Origin of the sequence: Rathayibacter sp. VKM Ac-2857, from assembly GCF_013205025.1 — a bacterium.
Taxonomy (GTDB): Bacteria; Actinomycetota; Actinomycetes; order Actinomycetales; family Microbacteriaceae; genus Rathayibacter.
Window position 1 is genome coordinate 1,343,607 of the sequence record NZ_JABMLE010000001.1, and the last position, 14,962, is coordinate 1,358,568.

Below are 14,962 nucleotides of genomic sequence, written 5' to 3' on the forward strand. Positions count from 1 at the left end.
TCCAACGAAGGAATCCGCCAGTCCCCATGCCTCACTCCCCCGAGCCGGCGCGCGCGCCCTCGCGCCTCGCCGGCACCGAGCTCGTGCTCGGCTTCGGCCGGCGCACCGTCGTCGACGGCGTCTCGGTGGAGCTCGAGCCCGGCCGGGTGACGGCGCTCGTCGGGCCGAACGGCTCGGGCAAGTCGACGCTGCTGCGGGCCCTGGCACGGCTGCACGCCCCGAGCGGCGGAGTAGTCACCCTCGACGGCGATCGCCCCGCGAGCGCGCTGAGCAGCCGCGACTTCGCCCGCGAGGTGACCCTCTTCGCACAGAGCCGCACCGCGCCGCAGGGGCTCAGCGTCCGTGAGGTCGTCGCCTTCGGCCGTCATCCGCACCGCCGGGCCTTCGCCGGTCCGTCGCCGGCGGATCGCGACGCGGTCGAGCGGGCGATGGCCACCACCGGCGTGCTGTCGATGGCGGAGCGGGCGGCCGGCGAGCTCAGCGGCGGCGAGCTGCAGCGGGTCTGGCTCGCGTCCTGTCTCGCCCAGCAGACCGGCGTGGTGCTGCTGGACGAGCCGACCAACCACCTCGACCTCCGCTACCAGGTGGAGACGCTCGATCTGATCCGCGATCTCGCCGAGGTGCACGGAGCCGCGGTCGGCGTCGTCCTGCACGACCTCGATCACGCGGCGCGCGTCGCCGACCGCCTGCTGCTGCTCAGCGACGGGCGGATCCTCGCCGAGGGCGACCCCGTCGCCGTGCTCACCGCCGAGCACATCGAGGCGGCCTACGGCCTGCGGGTCGAGGTCGCCGTGGACGAGCGGACCGGACACCTGCGCATCGACCCCGTCAGCCGGCACGGCGTCTCCCAGCGCAACGTCTCCCAGCGCAGCGTCTCTCAGCACACCGTCCGCCTGCACGACCAGACCCCTGCCCGTTCCCGAGAGGACACCGAAGAATGACCCGCGCCCCCCTCCTCACCGCGGCCCTCGCCGCGACCGCCGCCGGCGTGCTCCTGCTGACCGGCTGCGGCACCACCGCCGTCGAGACCGCCGACGCCGCCGGCACCGTCGACTCCGCCGAGTGCGCCGCCGACGACACGCAGACCGCCACCGGCGCCGTCTCGCTCACCGACAGCCTCGGCCGCACGGTCGAGCTCGACGCGCCCGCCGAGCGGATCGTCGTGCTGGAGTGGCAGCAGACCGAGGACCTGCTCACCCTCTGCGTCGCCCCGGTCGGCGCCGCCTCGACCGAGGACTACACCACCTACGTCAGCGCCGAGACCCTGCCCGCGAGCACCGCGGACGTGGGCGAGCGCGGCGAGCCGGACCTCGACACCCTCTACGGGCTCGACCCCGACCTGATCGTCATCGAGGCCTACAGCGCGGACGACGACCTGCTCGCCCAGCTCGAGGAGCGCGACGTGCCCGTGCTCGCCACCATCGGCGCGGACGCGAGCGGCCAGATCGACAACATGAAGGAGGTGTTCTCTCTCCTCGGCGAGGCCACCGGGCGGACCGAGCGCGCCGACGCGGTGCTCGCCGAGTTCGACCAGCACCTGGCCGACGCCAAGACCGAGGTCGCCGAGGCCGCCCTCGCGACGCCGGAGTTCGTCTTCTTCGACGGCTGGATCGAGAGCGGCAACGTCGTCATCCGCCCCTACGGGAAGGGCGCGCTGTTCACCGAGCTCGGCGAGGAGCTCGGCCTCGAGGGCGCCTGGACCGACGAGATCAACGACTCCTACGGCAGCGGCGGCGTCGACCCCGCCTACGGTCTCGCGCAGACCGACATCGAGGGACTGACCGCGGTCGGCGAGGCGAACCTGATCTACTCCAACGACGGCACCCCCGACAGCTACGTGACCGAGCTCGCCAAGAGCCCGGTCTGGGCCGCGCTCCCCGCGGTGCAGCAGGGCCGCGCGTTCGAGTTCCCGCCCGGCGTCTGGGGCGCCGGCGGACCGAAGTCCGGCGAGCAGGCCATCGACGCCTTCGTGGACGTCATCGTCGGCGAGTGACCACGACGCCGGCCGCCGACGAGCGCCGTTCCGACCCGCGCCGCGCCGACCCGCGCCGCGCCGACCCGCGCCGCGCCGACCCGCGCCGTGCGGACGTCCGGACGGCGCTCGTCGGCGTCGGCGTGCTCGCGGCCCTCGCGGTCATGGTCGTGCTCGTCGGCCTCTGGCACCTGACCCAGGGCACCTCGGGCATCGGCGCGAACGGGCTGCTGCGCGCCCTGCTCGGCGAGGAGGTGTCGGTCGGCGGAGTCTCGGCCGCCGACATCTTCGCCGGCTCGCGGCTGCCACGCCTGTCCGCGGGCATCGCCGTCGGGATCGCGCTCGGGGCGGCAGGCGCGCTGCTGCAGTCGATCTCGCGCAACGCGCTCGCCTCGCCGGACACGCTCGCGGTGACCGCGGGCGCCTACTTCGCCCTGACCGCGGTGGCCGCCTTCTCGGTGTCCGTGCCGCTCTGGGCGTCCAGCGGAGTCGCCTTCCTCGGCGGGCTCGCGGCCGCGGCCGTCGTGCTCGCGCTCACCGGGCGCGCCGCGGGGACCTCGAGCACCCGGCTGATCCTGGCCGGCTCGGCCATCGCGATGGCGCTCGACTCCGGCACGGCGATGCTGCTGATCCTCTTCCGGGAGAACACCACCGGGCTGTTCGCCTGGGGCAGCGGCTCGCTCGGGCAGCTCAACATCGACGCGTCCGCGCGCGCCGCGCCGCTGATCGTCGTCGTCCTCGGGCTGGCCCTGCTGCTCTCGCGCCGCCTCGACGTGCTCGGGCTCGGCGAGGACGGCGCCGCGACCCTCGGCGTCCCGGTCCGCTCGACCCGCGCGCTGGCCGTGCTCTGCGCGGTGCTGCTCACCAGCACCTCGGTCACCCTGGCCGGGCCGATCGCCTTCGTCGGGCTCGGCGCCCCCGTTCTCACCCGGCTGCTGGCGGCACGGGTGCCGGCGCTGCGCCGGCACGTCTTCCTGGTGCCCGCGTCGGGGCTGATCGGCGCCGCGCTGATCGTGCTCGCCGACGCGCTGCTGCGCGCGATCCTCAGCCCGGAGGGAGCCACGGCGATCCCGACGGGCATCCCGACCGCGGTGCTCGGCGGGGTGGTCATCGTGGTGCTCGCCCTGCGGATGCGCGACGCCGGCTCCGCGCGGACGGCGCGGGCGGTGCGCTCCTCGCTGCGGACGGTCCGGCGCTTCCGGATCGTGCTCGCGGTGCTCGTCGTCCTGCTCGCCGGCACGATCGTGCTCGGGCTGCTCGCGGGCAGTCTGCAGCTGCGCCTGGGCGACGTCGCCCTCTGGCTGCAGAGCGCGGCACCGGATCTCGTCGCCCGCGCCCTCGACGAGCGGGCGCCGCGCATCGCCGCGGCCGTGCTCGCCGGCGCGGCGCTCGCGCTCGCGGGCACCGCCGTGCAGGGCACCGTCCGCAATCCGCTGGCCGAGCCGGGACTGCTGGGCATCACCGCCGGCGCCGGTCTCGGGGCCGTGATCGTCGTCACCACCGGGCTCGGCGGCGGCGGGCGCCCCGTGCTGATCGCGATGGCGGTCGCCGCCGGGCTGGCGACCTTCGGGGTGATCGCCCTGCTCGCCTGGCGCGGCGGCCTGCAGCCCGACCGCTTCGTGCTCGTCGGCATCGGCGCGGGCTACGCCCTGAGCGCGGTGACCGCCTTCCTGCTGCTGAGCTCCGACCCGTGGCAGACCCCGCGGATCCTCACCTGGCTCTCCGGCACGACCTACGGCCGCTCGCTGCCCGACGTGCTGCCGGTCGCGATCGGGATCCTCGTGCTGCTGCCGCTGCTCCTCGGCCTGCGCCGCCGCCTCGACCTGCTGGCCATCGACGAGGACACCCCGCGGATCCTCGGCATCCGGCCCGAGCGCACCCGGCTGGGCGTGCTCGCGCTGGCCGCCGTGCTCGCCTCGCTGGCGGTCGTCGCCGTCGGCACGGTCGGCTTCGTCGGGCTGGTCGCGCCGCACCTGGCCCGGACGCTGGTCGGCGCGCGGCACGGCCGCATCGTCCCGGTCGCGATGCTGCTCGGCGGCCTGCTCGTGCTCGTCGCCGACACCCTCGGCCGCACGCTGATCGCGCCGTCGCAGCTGCCGGCCGGGCTGATGATCGCGCTGGTCGGCGCGCCCTACTTCGTCTGGCTGCTCCGCCGCACCCGCGACTGAGCGATCACCCGGTAGGCGGCGCCGACGGCGAGCACCGTGACGCCGCCCGCGATCGAGGCGGGCGGGAGGGTCGCCACGAGGAGGAGGCAGCCGGCGACGCCGACGACCGCCAGCGGGCGTGGAGAGCGGCGGTGCTGGGCGTCCTGGGTCAGCGCCGCGACGTTCGCGACCAGGTAGTAGAGCAGCACGCCGAACGAGGAGAAGCCGATCGCCGAGCGCAGGTCGGCGACGAGCACCAGGAGGACGACGATCAGGCCGACGGCGATCTCGGCGCGGCGCGGGACGCTGCGGACCGGGTCGATCACGGCGAGCGCCCGCGGCAGATCGCCGTTCCGCGCCATCGCCAGGCTCGTGCGGCCGATGCCCGCAATCAGCGCGAGCAGCGCGCCGAGGCTCGCCGCCGCCGCGCCCACGCGGATCGGCACCGCGGTCCACGGCCAGGCGGCGGCCGCGTCGACGAGGGGCTGCGTCGAGGCGGCGAGCCGCTCGGGTCCGAGCGCCGCGAGCAGCCCGGCGCCGACGACGGTGTAGAGCAGGACCGCGAGCACGAGGGCGCCGAGGATCGCGCGCGGGATGGTGCGGGCGGGGTCGCGCACCTCCTCCCCCATCGTCGCGAGGCGGGCGTAGCCGGCGAAGGCGAAGAACAGCAGGCCGGCCGACTGCAGCACGCCGTAGGCGTCGAAGGGGCGGTCGGTCGCGGAGACGACTGCCGGCCCGGACGCGGCCGCCGCGGCCAGCGCGACGATGAGCACCACGAGGACGATCGAGAGCAGGATCCGGGTCGCGAGGGCCGTGCGGGTCACCCCGAGCACGTTCACCGCGACGAGCGCCACGACCGCGGCGACCGCGACCGGCCGCTCCCAGCCCGCGGGAGCGGCGTAGGCGGCGACGGTCAGCGCCATCGCCGCGCAGCTCGCCGTCTTGCCGACGACGAAGCTCCAGCCGGCCAGGAAGCCGGGCCACTCGCCGAGCCGCTCCCGGCCGTAGAGGTAGGCGCCGCCGGAGCGCGGGTACTGCGCGGCCAGCTGCGCCGTGGAGGAGGCGTTCGCCCAGGCGACCAGCGCGGCGAGCGCCAGGCCGAGCAGCAGCCAGGGCCCGGCCGCCGCCGCGGCGGGAGCGAAGGCGGAGAAGAGCCCGGCGCCGAGCATCGAGCCGAGCCCGATGACGACGGCGTCGCGGAAGCCCAGGCGGCGGGCGAGGGAGGCGTCGGCGGTCACCGGACCGTCTTAGCGCACGCGGGGAACGCCCGGGTTAACCTGGGCGTCCGTGCCGAGACCGGGAGGCCCCCATCCGCATCCTCATCGTCGACGACGAGATCAACCTGCTCGGCGCGCTCGAGGCGGGCCTCCAGGGCGAGGGCTTCGCGGTCGACACCGCGACGAACGGCACCGACGCGCTCTGGCTCGCGCAGGAGGCGGAGTACGCGGCGATCGTGCTCGACCTGATGCTCCCCGACATCAGCGGCTTCCGCGTCTGCGAGCGCCTGCGCGCCGCGGAGGACTGGACGCCGATCCTGATGCTCACCGCGAAGGACGGCGACCTCGACCAGGTCGAGGCGCTCGACACCGGCGCGGACGACTACCTGACCAAGCCGTTCTCCTTCCCGGTGCTCGTGGCGCGGCTGCGGGCGCTGATCCGCCGCGGCGCCGCCGAGCGGCCGACGGTGCTGACCGTCGGCGACCTCGTGCTCGATCCGGCCGCCCGCTGGGTGGAGCGCGGCGGGGTCACGATCCCGCTGACGGCCCGCGAGTTCAGCGTGCTGGAGTACCTCGTCTCGCGCGCGGGCGACGTCGTCCCCAAGCGCGACATCCTCGGCGCCGTCTGGGACTTCGACTTCGACGGCGATCCCAACATCGTCGAGGTCTACATCCGGACGCTCCGCAACAAGATCGACCGGCCGTTCGGCCGCGAGACGATCCGCACCCAGCGCGGCGCGGGCTACTCGGTGCTGCCGTGACGGGCGCACCGAGCCGGCCGCGGCGCTCCCTGCGCTCCCGGATCACGCTCGCGGCGACCGCCGTGGTCGCCCTCGCGGCGGTGCTCGGCGCGGCCGGCTTCCTGCTGGTGCTCTCCTCCGTGCTCGCGGGCAGCGCCGCGACGGCCGCCGAGACCGAGGCGGAGCGGGTCGCCACGCTGGTCGAGCGCGGCGGCGCGGACGCGGTGCGGGCCTCGGAGGGCGTGGTCCAGCTGATCGTCGGCGGGCGCGTGGTCGCCGCGGGCGAGGACGCGGACGACCTGCCCGCGCTGGCGACCGAGGAGCGCGACGAGCCGTTCACGACCACGCCGGCGGACGAGGATCCGCTGGTCGTCGCGACGCAAGAACTCGACGACGGCTCGCTCGTCGTCGTGGGCGTGCCCGACGAGGGCCGAGCGGAGGCGCTCGCGACGACCGCGGGCCTGCTCGCGGTGGCCGTCCCGCTGCTGGTCGCGTTCGTCGCGATCGTCTGCTGGATCGTCGTCGGACGCGCCCTCCGCCCGGTGGACCGGATGCGCGCGGAGGCGGACGCCGTCACCGCCGCGGCGCTCGACCGCCGCGTCGCGGAGCCCGGCTCGGGCGACGAGATCGACAGGCTCGCGCAGACGCTCAACCGGATGCTCGGCCGGCTCGAGGACGGCCAGGAGCGGCAGCGCCGGTTCGTCTCGGACGCCTCGCACGAGCTTCGCTCGCCGGTCGCGGCCCTGCGGCAGAGCGCGGAGGTCGCGCTCGCGCACCCCGACCGGCTCGACGCGGCGCGGCTGGCGACGACGGTCGCCGAGGAGTCGGTGCGGATGGGCGGCCTGATCGAGGGCCTGCTGCTGCTGGCGCGCGCCGACGAGGCGCGGCTGGCGGTGCTCGCGGCCCCGGTCGACCTCGACGACCTGGCGCTGCGCGAGGTGCGGCGGCTGCGCGACTCCGGGATCGCCGTGGACGCCTCGGGGGTCTCGCCGGTGCAGGCGGTGGCGGACGAGGCGCTGCTCGGGCGGGCGCTGCGGAACCTCGTCGACAACGCGGTGCGGCACCGCGCCTCGCGACTGGCGATCGCGACCCGCGGCGAGGGCGCGACGGCGGTGCTCGTCGTCGACGACGACGGCCCGGGCATCCCGCCGGCCGAGCGCGAGCGGGTGCTCGAGCGCTTCGTCCGGCTGGACGAGGGGCGCGCCCGCGACGCCGGCGGCTCGGGGCTCGGGCTCGCGATCGTCGCCGAGATCGCGGCGGCGCACGGCGGGAGCGTCGCGATCGAGGAGTCGCCGTGGGGCGGCGCGCGGCTGACGCTGCGGGTGCCGCTGGGCTGACCGCTCGCGGCGGCGGCCACTTCAGGCTGGCTTCAGCGGCGCCGCGGGACAGTGGCTCCGGCGTCGATCAGCGGCGCCGGAGACGGAGCGGATCATGCAGAAGAAGACCAGGATCATCGTCGGAGTCGTGGGCGCGATCGTGCTCGTCGGGGCCGGCACGGGCATCGCCTTCGCCGCGACCGACGGCTTCGAGCGCTCGGACGCGCTGACCGGAGCGGACCTCGACCGCGCGAGCGAGGTCGCGATCGCCGAGATCGGCGGCGGGACCGTCACCTCGGCCGAGCGCGACGACGACGGCACGCCGGGCTACGAGCTCGAGCTGCGCGGCGACGACGGCCTCGAGTACGACGTGCGCCTCGACGACTCCTTCGGCGTGCTGATCGTCGACCCCGACGACGACGCTGTGCGCGGCGGCGACGGCACGGGCGGCAGCATGGACGGCGGCACGACCGGCGCCACCGACGACAGCAGCACCGGCGGCACCGCGGCCGTCGACCCCGACGACCTCGTCGGCGACGAGCTGGCCCGCGCGAGCGAGGCCGCGATCGCGGCGGTCGGCGGCGGGACCGTCACCGAGGCCGAGCGCAGCGACGACGCCGACCACGCCTTCGACGTCGAGGTCACCCGCGCCGACGGCACCGACGTGGACGTCGACCTCGACGCGTCCTACGCGGTCGTCCGCACGGAGGAGTAGGACCCGCGAGCGGACGGGCGGCTAGCTCTTCCCCGGGCCGTTCCCGTTGCCGGGGTTCTGGCCGCTCTCGGGGCTGCGGCCGTCGCCGTTCCCGCCGCCGTTCCCGCCGGAGTTCCCCGGGCCCTCGACCGGCTCCTCGACCGGCGCCTGCGTCGCGGGGGCCTGCACGGCCGGAGCACCGACCGCGGGTGTCGTCGCGGCGGGCGCGGGCGACTCCTCCTCGGGCGGCTCGGTCGGCTCGACGGGCTCGGTCGGCTCGGTCTCCTCGGGGCTCGGCGCCGGCTCCTCCTCGGGAGTCTCCACCGGCGCCGGCGTCTCCTCCTCCGGGGTCTCCTCGGCCGGCGGCTCCTCCTCGACGGGAGTGGTCTCCTCCGGCTCGGGCGCGGTCGACTCCTCGGGCGCGGGCACCGCGTCGATCAGCGCGGCGAGGTCGGCGCGCACGAGATCCGCCTGGGTCCGGATCGCGGTCGCCCGCTCGGCCTGCACGGTGCCGCCGGCGATCGCCGCATCGAGCGTCGCCTGGAGCGCGTCGAGCTCGGTCAGCGCACCCGCCCAGTCGTCGGCCGATGCCTTCTCGGCGACCGCCACGACCGCGTCGTCGAGGGCCTGCGCGGTGCCGTCGTCGATCGACGGATCCGCGGCGGAGCAGCCCGACAGCACGAGGACGGCGGCGAGCACCGCACCCCCGGCCCGTAGGCGAAGGCCCTGTCGAATCAGGCCCTGTCGACTCAGCCCCCTCATGAGCGGATGCTCTCGCGCAGCTGACGCAGGTGCTCTCCGAGCTCCCCGTCGACGGCGGGCAGCGGCGACTGCGGACCGTCGAACAGGACGATCACGAGGCCGACCGCGACGGCGACCAGCGCGAGCACCACGACGATCAGCCACGGGCTCGGCCCGCTGCGTCGGCGGGCGACGGCCGCGGGCGGAGTAACCGGAGCGCTCGGCGCGACCCGGGTCGTCGTCGCCGTGGCGGGCGCCGTCCCCGGCAGCAGCTCGGTCGCGCCCACGGGCAGCACCGAGGTCGCGTCCAGCAGCTCGGTCGCGGCGGCGGTCGGGGTGAAGCGCTCGGTCGCGGGCATCCGCTCGGTCGGCGGCGGTCCGGCCGGCTCCCGCCCGGGCACGTCGGGGACGACGATGGCCGTCGGCGGTCCGTCGCGGCGCGGGTCGATCAGCGCGCGCGCCGACTCCGCGACCTCGATCGCCGTGGGCCGCTCGGCCGGCTCGCGCCGCGTCATCGCGTTCAGCAGCGCCGACCAGCCGCCGCCGAGCGAGTCCGACACCTCGGGGTCGCGCAGCAGCCGGGCGAGGGTGACCTCGATCGCCGACCCGGTGAAGGGGCGCCGACCGGTCAGCGACTCGAGCAGCACCAGGCCGAGGGAGTAGACGTCGCTCGCCGAGGTCAGCACGTGCCCGTTCGCCTGCTCGGGGCTGAGGTAGGCGGCGGTGCCGATCAGCGTGCCCGGCGAGGTGATGCGGGTGGCGTCGATCAGGTAGGCGATGCCGAAGTCGGCGAGCTTGGGCCGGAACTCGCGGCTGGTCAGCGGGCTCGGCACGAGCAGCACGTTCGAGGGCTTCACGTCGCGGTGCACGACTCCGGCCGCGTGCACGGTGTGCAGGGCCTCGCCGAGATCGGCGGCCATCGACGCGACGTCGTTGGGCGCGACGGGCCCGGTGGCGAGGCGCTCCGCGAGGCTCGGCCCCTCGGCGAGCTCCATCACCATGTAGGCCTGGCCGCCGGTGTCGTCGCCGCCGTCGTCGGCGTCGTAGAGGGTGACCAGCGCGGGGTGGTTGAGGGCCGCGAGCAGCCGGATCTCGGACGACTTGCGCTGCAGGTCCTGCGCGTCGTCGATGCCCGGCGCGAACATCTTCAGCGCCACCGAGCGGCCGAGGATCTCGTCGCGCGCCCGGTAGACCGTGGCCATCCCGCCCCGGCCGATCAGCTCCTCGATCGTGTAGCGGCGCCCGATCGTCGTGCCGACGACGCGGTTCTCGCCCGTTCGGTGGGATGACACGGTTCCTCCTCGGGCGGATGCTGCGGCAACGCCGCGCCCCCCGGTGCGACCGTCTCCCCAGGGTAGTACGTCCGTCTTCCGAGCCGCAGGGCTCGACTCGGGGCCGCGGAGCTGTCAAGCGGGTGCCCGCCGGTGGGCCCGCGCGTAGCGTGGCTGGTCCCGACGAAAGGCAGAGGCACATGGACGAGCACGACCAGGGATCGACGATCGGCGCGACGGACGGCGCGGCTCCGGCCACAGCGAACGAGAGCGAGACGATCGAGAAGGACCGCGCCGAGTCCCCCGGCAGCGAGCGCGAGACCGAGGTCCGCCAGAACCAGGACCCCACCACCAGCCGGACGGAGGTCTCCGGCTCGGCCGAGGTCGTCTCCGTCCCCGGCACCGGCGGCGCGGACGACGTCGGCACCGTCGAGGTCGACCCCGACGAGGTCAGCCTGAACGGCAAGCCGTTCCCGGGCCACGCCGGAACCAAGTAGCGCTCCGCGCGTCGCAGAGGACGCGCGGCGCCCGGCCATGCTGGTCGAGTAGCCCCGCAGGGGCGTATCGAGACCTGCCGTCACCGGAAGGGCGGTCTGCGGACTCGTCTTCAGACGCGAGTGGATCTCGATACGCCCGCTTCGCGGGCTACTCGATCAGCATGGGCCGCTCCGCGAGCTACTCGATCAGCATGGGCCGCGCCGCGGTCGCAGACCGCGTCCTACGCGACCGGGTCGAGCAGGCCCGGGTCGTGGCGGTCGACCGTCCGCGCGTTGTTGACGCGGCGGTCGACCGGGTAGGCCGTGATGGTCGACGCGACCGCCACCGACGCGCGGTCGAGGGTCGCGAGCATCTCCTCGCTCGAGGCGAGCGGCTCCGGGCTCAGCCAGGCGTCACGGACGACCGGGGTGAGGAAGACGGGCATCCGGTCGTGCACCTCGCCGGAGGCGTCCCGCGCCTCGCGGGTGATGATCGTGAACGAGATCCGCCACTCGTCGCCCTCCTTGCGCGCCGCGTAGAGGCCCGCCGCGGCGAGGATCGGCTCCTCGCCGTGCAGGAACCACGGCTGCTTGCCGTCGGCGCGCGCCTCCCACTCGTAGTAGCCGCGCATCGGCACGATCGCGCGCTGCTTGGCGAAGGCCCCGCGGAACAGCCCGTTCGAGGCGACCGTCTCGAGCCGCGCGTTGATCGGCGACGGCCCCTTCCCCTTCGCCCACGAAGGCCGGAAGCCCCACGAGGCGAGCTCGATCTCGCGCTCCAGCGCCTCCTCGTGCCGGTGCTCGCGCACGATCGGCGCGGCATCGGTCGGCGCGACGCTGAAGTCGGGCGCCCAGTCGGCCGCCCGGCCGCCCGCCGCCACGAACTCGGCGATCAGGGCGTCGGTCTCGGAATCCATCGCGAAGCGTCCGCACATGCGGGCGACACTACGCCGGACCACCGACGGCGGCGAGGACGGGATCGCGCCGGCCGCGCCGGATCGTCGCGACCGCGAGTCCCGCGACCATCACCGCGCCGCCGATCAGCACGCCGACCGACGGCACCTCGCCCAGCAGCACCCACGCCGAGAGCACGCCGACCACCGGCACGAGCAGCGTGAACGGCACGACCGACGCGGCCGGGTAGCGGGCCAGCAGCGAGTTCCAGATGCCGTAGCCGATCAGCGACGCGAAGACCGCCGTGTAGAGGGTGCTGAGCACCGCCGCGAGCGAGAGCCCCTGGAGCGCGTCCGCGATGGCGGGCCCGCCGTCGACGAGCAGCGAGAGCAGCAGCGCCGGGATCGGCACGACCAGCGCCGACCAGACCACCAGCGACAGCCCCGAGGCGCCCTTCGCCCGCCGGGTCAGCACGTTGCCGATCGCCCAGGACAGCGCGCCGCCGAGGCAGACCACGAACGGCAGCCACGGCGCGACGGCCCCGTGCGAGAGGGCGACGATCACGAGCCCCGCGACGCCGACGACCAGGCCGACGCTCTGCCGCCGCGTCGGCCGCTCCTTCAGCAGCACGGCCGCGATCAGCACCGTCAGCACGATCTGCGCCTGCACCACCAGCGAGGCGAGCCCCGCGGGCATCCCCAGCGCGAGCGCCAGGTAGAGCAGCGCGAACTGGCCCAGGCTCATGAAGGCGCCGATCGTCGCGGCCGTCCGCAGCGGCGCCTTCGGCCGCGGCACGAAGAACACGGCCGGCACGGCGACCACCGTGAACCGCATCGCCAGGAACAGCAGCGGCGGCACGTCCGCGAGCCCCACGTCGATCACGACGAAGTTCAGCCCCCAGAGCAGCACGACGAGGAGGGCGAGGAGGCTGTGCCGGCGGGTCATGCCCCCAGACAAGCGCGGATGACCCGGCAGCACCAGCGCCGGTCCGCACCGCCGACCCGGTAGCGTCGCTGCATGGTCGGAAGCGCTGCAGGCATCGCGAGCCCCCGCATGATCGAGAGCCCCGCATGATCGAGCCGTCCGCCCTCCGCGCCCTGATCGCCGTCCGCGACTGCGGCACCGTCGCCGCCGCGGCCGACGCGCTCGGCTACACCCCGTCCGCCGTCTCGCAGCAGCTCAAGCGCCTCGAGCGCCAGTCCGGCGGCGCCGTCGCCGAGCGCTCCGGGCGCGGGGTGCTGCTCACCGCGCACGGCCGCACCCTCGCTGAGCGCGGCGAGCGCCTCCTCGCCGAGCTGGAGGCCCTCGGCCACCTCGGCACGGTCCCCGCGAAGGAGGTGACAGGAACTCTGCGGGTCGTCGCGTTCTCGACCGCGATGCGCGGCCTGCTCGTCCCCGCCCTGGCCCTCCTCCGCGAGCGGGCGCCCCGGCTGCGGCTCACCCTGGACGAGCTCGACCCGTGGGAGGCGTCCCGGCGCCTCGAGCGCGGCGCCGCCGACCTGGCGATCCTGCACGACTGGCCGGGCCTGGCCCTCGACCTCCCGCCGGACACGATCGAGTCCGAGACCCTGCTCGAGGACCGCGCCGACGTCCTCCTGAACCGCGCGCACCCGCTCGCCGGCAGCGCCGAGATCGCGCCGAGCCGCCTCGCGGACGACACCTGGGTGAGCATCCCGGTCGGCGCGATCTGCCACGCCTGGCTGCTGCGCACCTTCGCCGGCACCGGCCGGCAACCCGACATCGCCTACTACGACGAGGACTTCAGCACCCACATCGCCCTGGTCGAGGCGGGCGCCGCGGTCGCGCTGGTCCCGAGGCTGGGCCGCGAGCCGCTCCCGGAGGCGGTGGTCGCCGTCCCCGCGATCGACCCGGTGTCGACGCGAGTCGTCAGCGCCGCCTGGCGCCGCTCGAGCCGCGGGAACCCCGCGCGGGCGGTCGTCCTCGAGGCGCTGCGCGCCGTGTCCTGAGGAGCACCGGCCGGCGAGTGTCAGCCGCCGACGACGCGGCTCTTCGCCGACCAGAAGCGCATCAGCGCGCCGGCCGCGATCGAGCCCGCGGCCCCGGCGGCGAGGTCGCCCAGGGTGTCCTCGTAGCCGACGAAGATCGACGAGTCGACGAAGCGGTGCCCGGCCCACTCGCCCCACTCCCAGACCACGCCCATCGAGAGGCCGAAGCACGCGCTGAGCACGATCGCCGGCGCGAGCGGGCCGCGGTCGCCCGCGATCGCCGGCACCACTCCCGCGTGGGCGGCGACGATGTAGGCGACGGCCGCGACCAGCCCGTTCAGCACGAAGTGCACGACGAGGTCCCACGACGCCCACGCCTGGTAGAGCCCGAGCACGCTGCTCCAGGAGGCGATCAGCAGCGCCAGCCCGAACGCGGCGTCCAGCGCCGGCCGGATGCCGAGGAACCGCGGCAGCACGAGGCCGATCGAGGCGAGCGCGAGCACGGCGACGTCGACCAGGTCCCAGCCGAGCACCGCCGCGACGATGCTCACGGCGCCGAGCGCACGGACGGCGTCGGCGAACCACTCGCCGCGGGTGCGCGGCGGCTCGAGGAACGTCGCGATCAGGACGGACGGGGTCACGGCGCGCGGGTTCACGGCGGGCGGAGTCACGCTGCTCCGGCTCACGGGTTCGTGAAGCGGAGCACGGCCTGGACCGCCTCGTGGTCCGAGCCCGGCGCTGTGCCGTAGCGCGCGGTGTTGATCGCCGCCGAGACGACCTCGAACGCTCCGGCGCTGACCGTGAGCCAGTCGATGCGGCGCCCCGGCTTCGGCGCGCGGTAGTTGGAGTAGGTGCCCCAGTGCGGCGTGAGGTGCGTGCCGGCGACGACCCAGGAGTCGGCGAGCCCGCCCTCGTCGAGCAGCGCCCGGTAGGGGGCCGTGCCGACGTCGGTGTTGGTGTCGCCCATCACGATCGCGGGCCGACCCAGGTCGGTGATCCGCTCGGCGACCAGCTCGGCCGAGCGCAGCCGCGAGCGGCGGGAGAGGTGGTCGAAGTGCGTCGCGACGACGGTGAGCTCGCGGTTCGTCGCGTGGTCGGTCAGCTCCGCGATCACCGCGGTGCGCGGGATCCGGTTGCCCCAGCTGCGCGAGCCGGCGACGTCCGGAGTGGCGGACAGCGCGATCTGCGACCAGTCGCGCACCGCGAAGCGGCTCCGGTCGACGAAGAGCATCACCCGCTCACCGCCGCGGTCGGCGTCGCGGCCGAAGCCCATGCCCTCGAACGAGGGGCCGAGCGACTCGTGCACCCACTGCGCCTGATCGGGCAGCGCCTCCTGCACCGCGAGGATCGACGGGCTCTCCTCCTGCAGCAGCCGGCGCACCAGGGGCTTCCGGCGCTCCCACTGGTCGACCGCGCGGGCGGTCAGGCGGGGCATGCGGCGGCGGATGTTGTACGTCATGACGTGGAGCTCGGGCGCCGGGATCGGACCGATCAGGGGGGACGGGTCGGTCATGCCTCCACCCTACGGCGGTGATCGGAGCTGCCAGG

Annotated in this window: 15 protein-coding genes; 8 read left to right on the forward strand and 7 right to left on the reverse strand. The window is 75.3% G+C overall.

The window, feature by feature from the left end; all coding sequences use genetic code 11:
- The first annotated feature begins 26 nt into the window (after positions 1–26).
- The 3 genes from HQQ86_RS06235 to HQQ86_RS06245 are packed head-to-tail and all read left to right on the forward strand — an operon-like array spanning position 27 to position 4,140.
- Positions 27–941: an ABC transporter ATP-binding protein gene (locus HQQ86_RS06235; protein ID WP_173287213.1), complete on the forward strand. Its 915-nt coding sequence runs from the start codon at positions 27–29 to the stop codon at positions 939–941.
- Positions 938–1,993: an ABC transporter substrate-binding protein gene (locus tag HQQ86_RS06240; protein WP_173287214.1), complete on the forward strand. Its 1,056-nt coding sequence runs from the start codon at positions 938–940 to the stop codon at positions 1,991–1,993. The genes HQQ86_RS06235 and HQQ86_RS06240 overlap by 4 nt, the downstream gene beginning before the upstream one ends.
- Complete coding sequence (locus tag HQQ86_RS06245) at positions 1,990–4,140, forward strand: iron ABC transporter permease (protein WP_173287215.1); 2,151 nt, start codon at positions 1,990–1,992, stop codon at positions 4,138–4,140. The genes HQQ86_RS06240 and HQQ86_RS06245 overlap by 4 nt, the downstream gene beginning before the upstream one ends.
- Here the strand turns inward: HQQ86_RS06245 and HQQ86_RS06250 are convergent.
- Positions 4,104–5,357 (reverse strand): APC family permease, encoded by a 1,254-nt coding sequence (locus HQQ86_RS06250; protein WP_173287216.1) that lies wholly within the window; start codon positions 5,355–5,357, stop codon positions 4,104–4,106. The two genes, HQQ86_RS06245 and HQQ86_RS06250, sit on opposite strands and share 37 nt — an antisense overlap.
- A 71-nt stretch (positions 5,358–5,428) precedes the next feature.
- Between HQQ86_RS06250 and HQQ86_RS06255 the strand changes: the two genes are divergently transcribed.
- The 3 genes from HQQ86_RS06255 to HQQ86_RS06265 all read left to right on the forward strand — a co-directional run bounded on the left by HQQ86_RS06255 (position 5,429) and on the right by HQQ86_RS06265 (position 8,107).
- The gene (locus HQQ86_RS06255) at positions 5,429–6,097 is read left to right on the forward strand and encodes a response regulator transcription factor (protein ID WP_173287543.1); all 669 of its coding nucleotides are present in this window, start codon (positions 5,429–5,431) and stop codon (positions 6,095–6,097) included.
- Positions 6,094–7,413: an ATP-binding protein gene (locus HQQ86_RS06260; protein WP_173287217.1), complete on the forward strand. Its 1,320-nt coding sequence runs from the start codon at positions 6,094–6,096 to the stop codon at positions 7,411–7,413. The genes HQQ86_RS06255 and HQQ86_RS06260 overlap by 4 nt, the downstream gene beginning before the upstream one ends.
- Positions 7,414–7,507: 94 nt before the next feature.
- Positions 7,508–8,107, forward strand: a complete 600-nt coding sequence (locus tag HQQ86_RS06265; RefSeq protein ID WP_173287218.1) for a PepSY domain-containing protein — start codon at positions 7,508–7,510, stop codon at positions 8,105–8,107.
- Between the two features lie 21 nt (positions 8,108–8,128).
- On the opposite strand, the gene HQQ86_RS06270 is transcribed toward HQQ86_RS06265, so the two are convergent.
- The gene (locus tag HQQ86_RS06270) at positions 8,129–8,785 is read right to left on the reverse strand and encodes a hypothetical protein (RefSeq protein WP_173287219.1); all 657 of its coding nucleotides are present in this window, start codon (positions 8,783–8,785) and stop codon (positions 8,129–8,131) included.
- A 59-nt stretch (positions 8,786–8,844) separates the two neighbouring features.
- Entirely contained in the window at positions 8,845–10,119 is a 1,275-nt protein-coding gene (locus HQQ86_RS06275; protein WP_173287220.1) for a serine/threonine-protein kinase, read from the reverse strand.
- A gap of 179 nt (positions 10,120–10,298) precedes the next feature.
- On the opposite strand from HQQ86_RS06275, the gene HQQ86_RS06280 reads away from it, so the two are divergent.
- Entirely contained in the window at positions 10,299–10,595 is a 297-nt protein-coding gene (locus tag HQQ86_RS06280; protein ID WP_173287221.1) for a hypothetical protein, read from the forward strand.
- A gap of 221 nt (positions 10,596–10,816) precedes the next feature.
- Here HQQ86_RS06280 and HQQ86_RS06285 read toward each other — a convergent pair whose 3' ends face one another.
- Together HQQ86_RS06285 and HQQ86_RS06290 are read right to left on the reverse strand one after the other, a co-directional pair.
- Positions 10,817–11,509 carry an SOS response-associated peptidase gene (locus tag HQQ86_RS06285; RefSeq protein ID WP_173287222.1) on the reverse strand — a complete coding sequence of 231 codons (693 nt, stop codon included), beginning with the start codon at positions 11,507–11,509 and terminating at the stop codon, positions 10,817–10,819.
- A 10-nt stretch (positions 11,510–11,519) separates the two neighbouring features.
- Positions 11,520–12,413: an EamA family transporter gene (locus HQQ86_RS06290; RefSeq protein WP_173287223.1), complete on the reverse strand. Its 894-nt coding sequence runs from the start codon at positions 12,411–12,413 to the stop codon at positions 11,520–11,522.
- A 125-nt stretch (positions 12,414–12,538) separates the two neighbouring features.
- Here HQQ86_RS06290 and HQQ86_RS06295 point away from each other — a divergent pair, with 125 nt between their 5' ends.
- Positions 12,539–13,435: a LysR family transcriptional regulator gene (locus HQQ86_RS06295; protein ID WP_173287224.1), complete on the forward strand. Its 897-nt coding sequence runs from the start codon at positions 12,539–12,541 to the stop codon at positions 13,433–13,435.
- Between the two features lie 20 nt (positions 13,436–13,455).
- Here HQQ86_RS06295 and HQQ86_RS06300 read toward each other — a convergent pair whose 3' ends face one another.
- Positions 13,456–14,085: a hypothetical protein gene (locus HQQ86_RS06300; protein ID WP_173287225.1), complete on the reverse strand. Its 630-nt coding sequence runs from the start codon at positions 14,083–14,085 to the stop codon at positions 13,456–13,458.
- A gap of 11 nt (positions 14,086–14,096) precedes the next feature.
- On the reverse strand, positions 14,097–14,927 hold the full coding sequence (locus HQQ86_RS06305; RefSeq protein WP_173287226.1) for an endonuclease/exonuclease/phosphatase family protein: 831 nt from the start codon (positions 14,925–14,927) through the stop codon (positions 14,097–14,099).
- Positions 14,928–14,962: the final 35 nt, after the last annotated feature.

Coding starts and splice junctions, on each gene's coding strand:
- HQQ86_RS06235 (WP_173287213.1), top strand. CDS start 27: ATGCCTCACTCCCCCGAGCCGGCGCGCGCGCCCTCGCGCCTCGCCGGC.
- HQQ86_RS06240 (WP_173287214.1), top strand. CDS start 938: ATGACCCGCGCCCCCCTCCTCACCGCGGCCCTCGCCGCGACCGCCGCC.
- HQQ86_RS06265 (WP_173287218.1), top strand. CDS start 7,508: ATGCAGAAGAAGACCAGGATCATCGTCGGAGTCGTGGGCGCGATCGTG.
- HQQ86_RS06280 (WP_173287221.1), top strand. CDS start 10,299: ATGGACGAGCACGACCAGGGATCGACGATCGGCGCGACGGACGGCGCG.
- HQQ86_RS06285 (WP_173287222.1), bottom strand. CDS start 11,509: ATGTGCGGACGCTTCGCGATGGATTCCGAGACCGACGCCCTGATCGCC.
- HQQ86_RS06290 (WP_173287223.1), bottom strand. CDS start 12,413: ATGACCCGCCGGCACAGCCTCCTCGCCCTCCTCGTCGTGCTGCTCTGG.
- HQQ86_RS06295 (WP_173287224.1), top strand. CDS start 12,539: ATGATCGAGCCGTCCGCCCTCCGCGCCCTGATCGCCGTCCGCGACTGC.
- HQQ86_RS06305 (WP_173287226.1), bottom strand. CDS start 14,927: ATGACCGACCCGTCCCCCCTGATCGGTCCGATCCCGGCGCCCGAGCTC.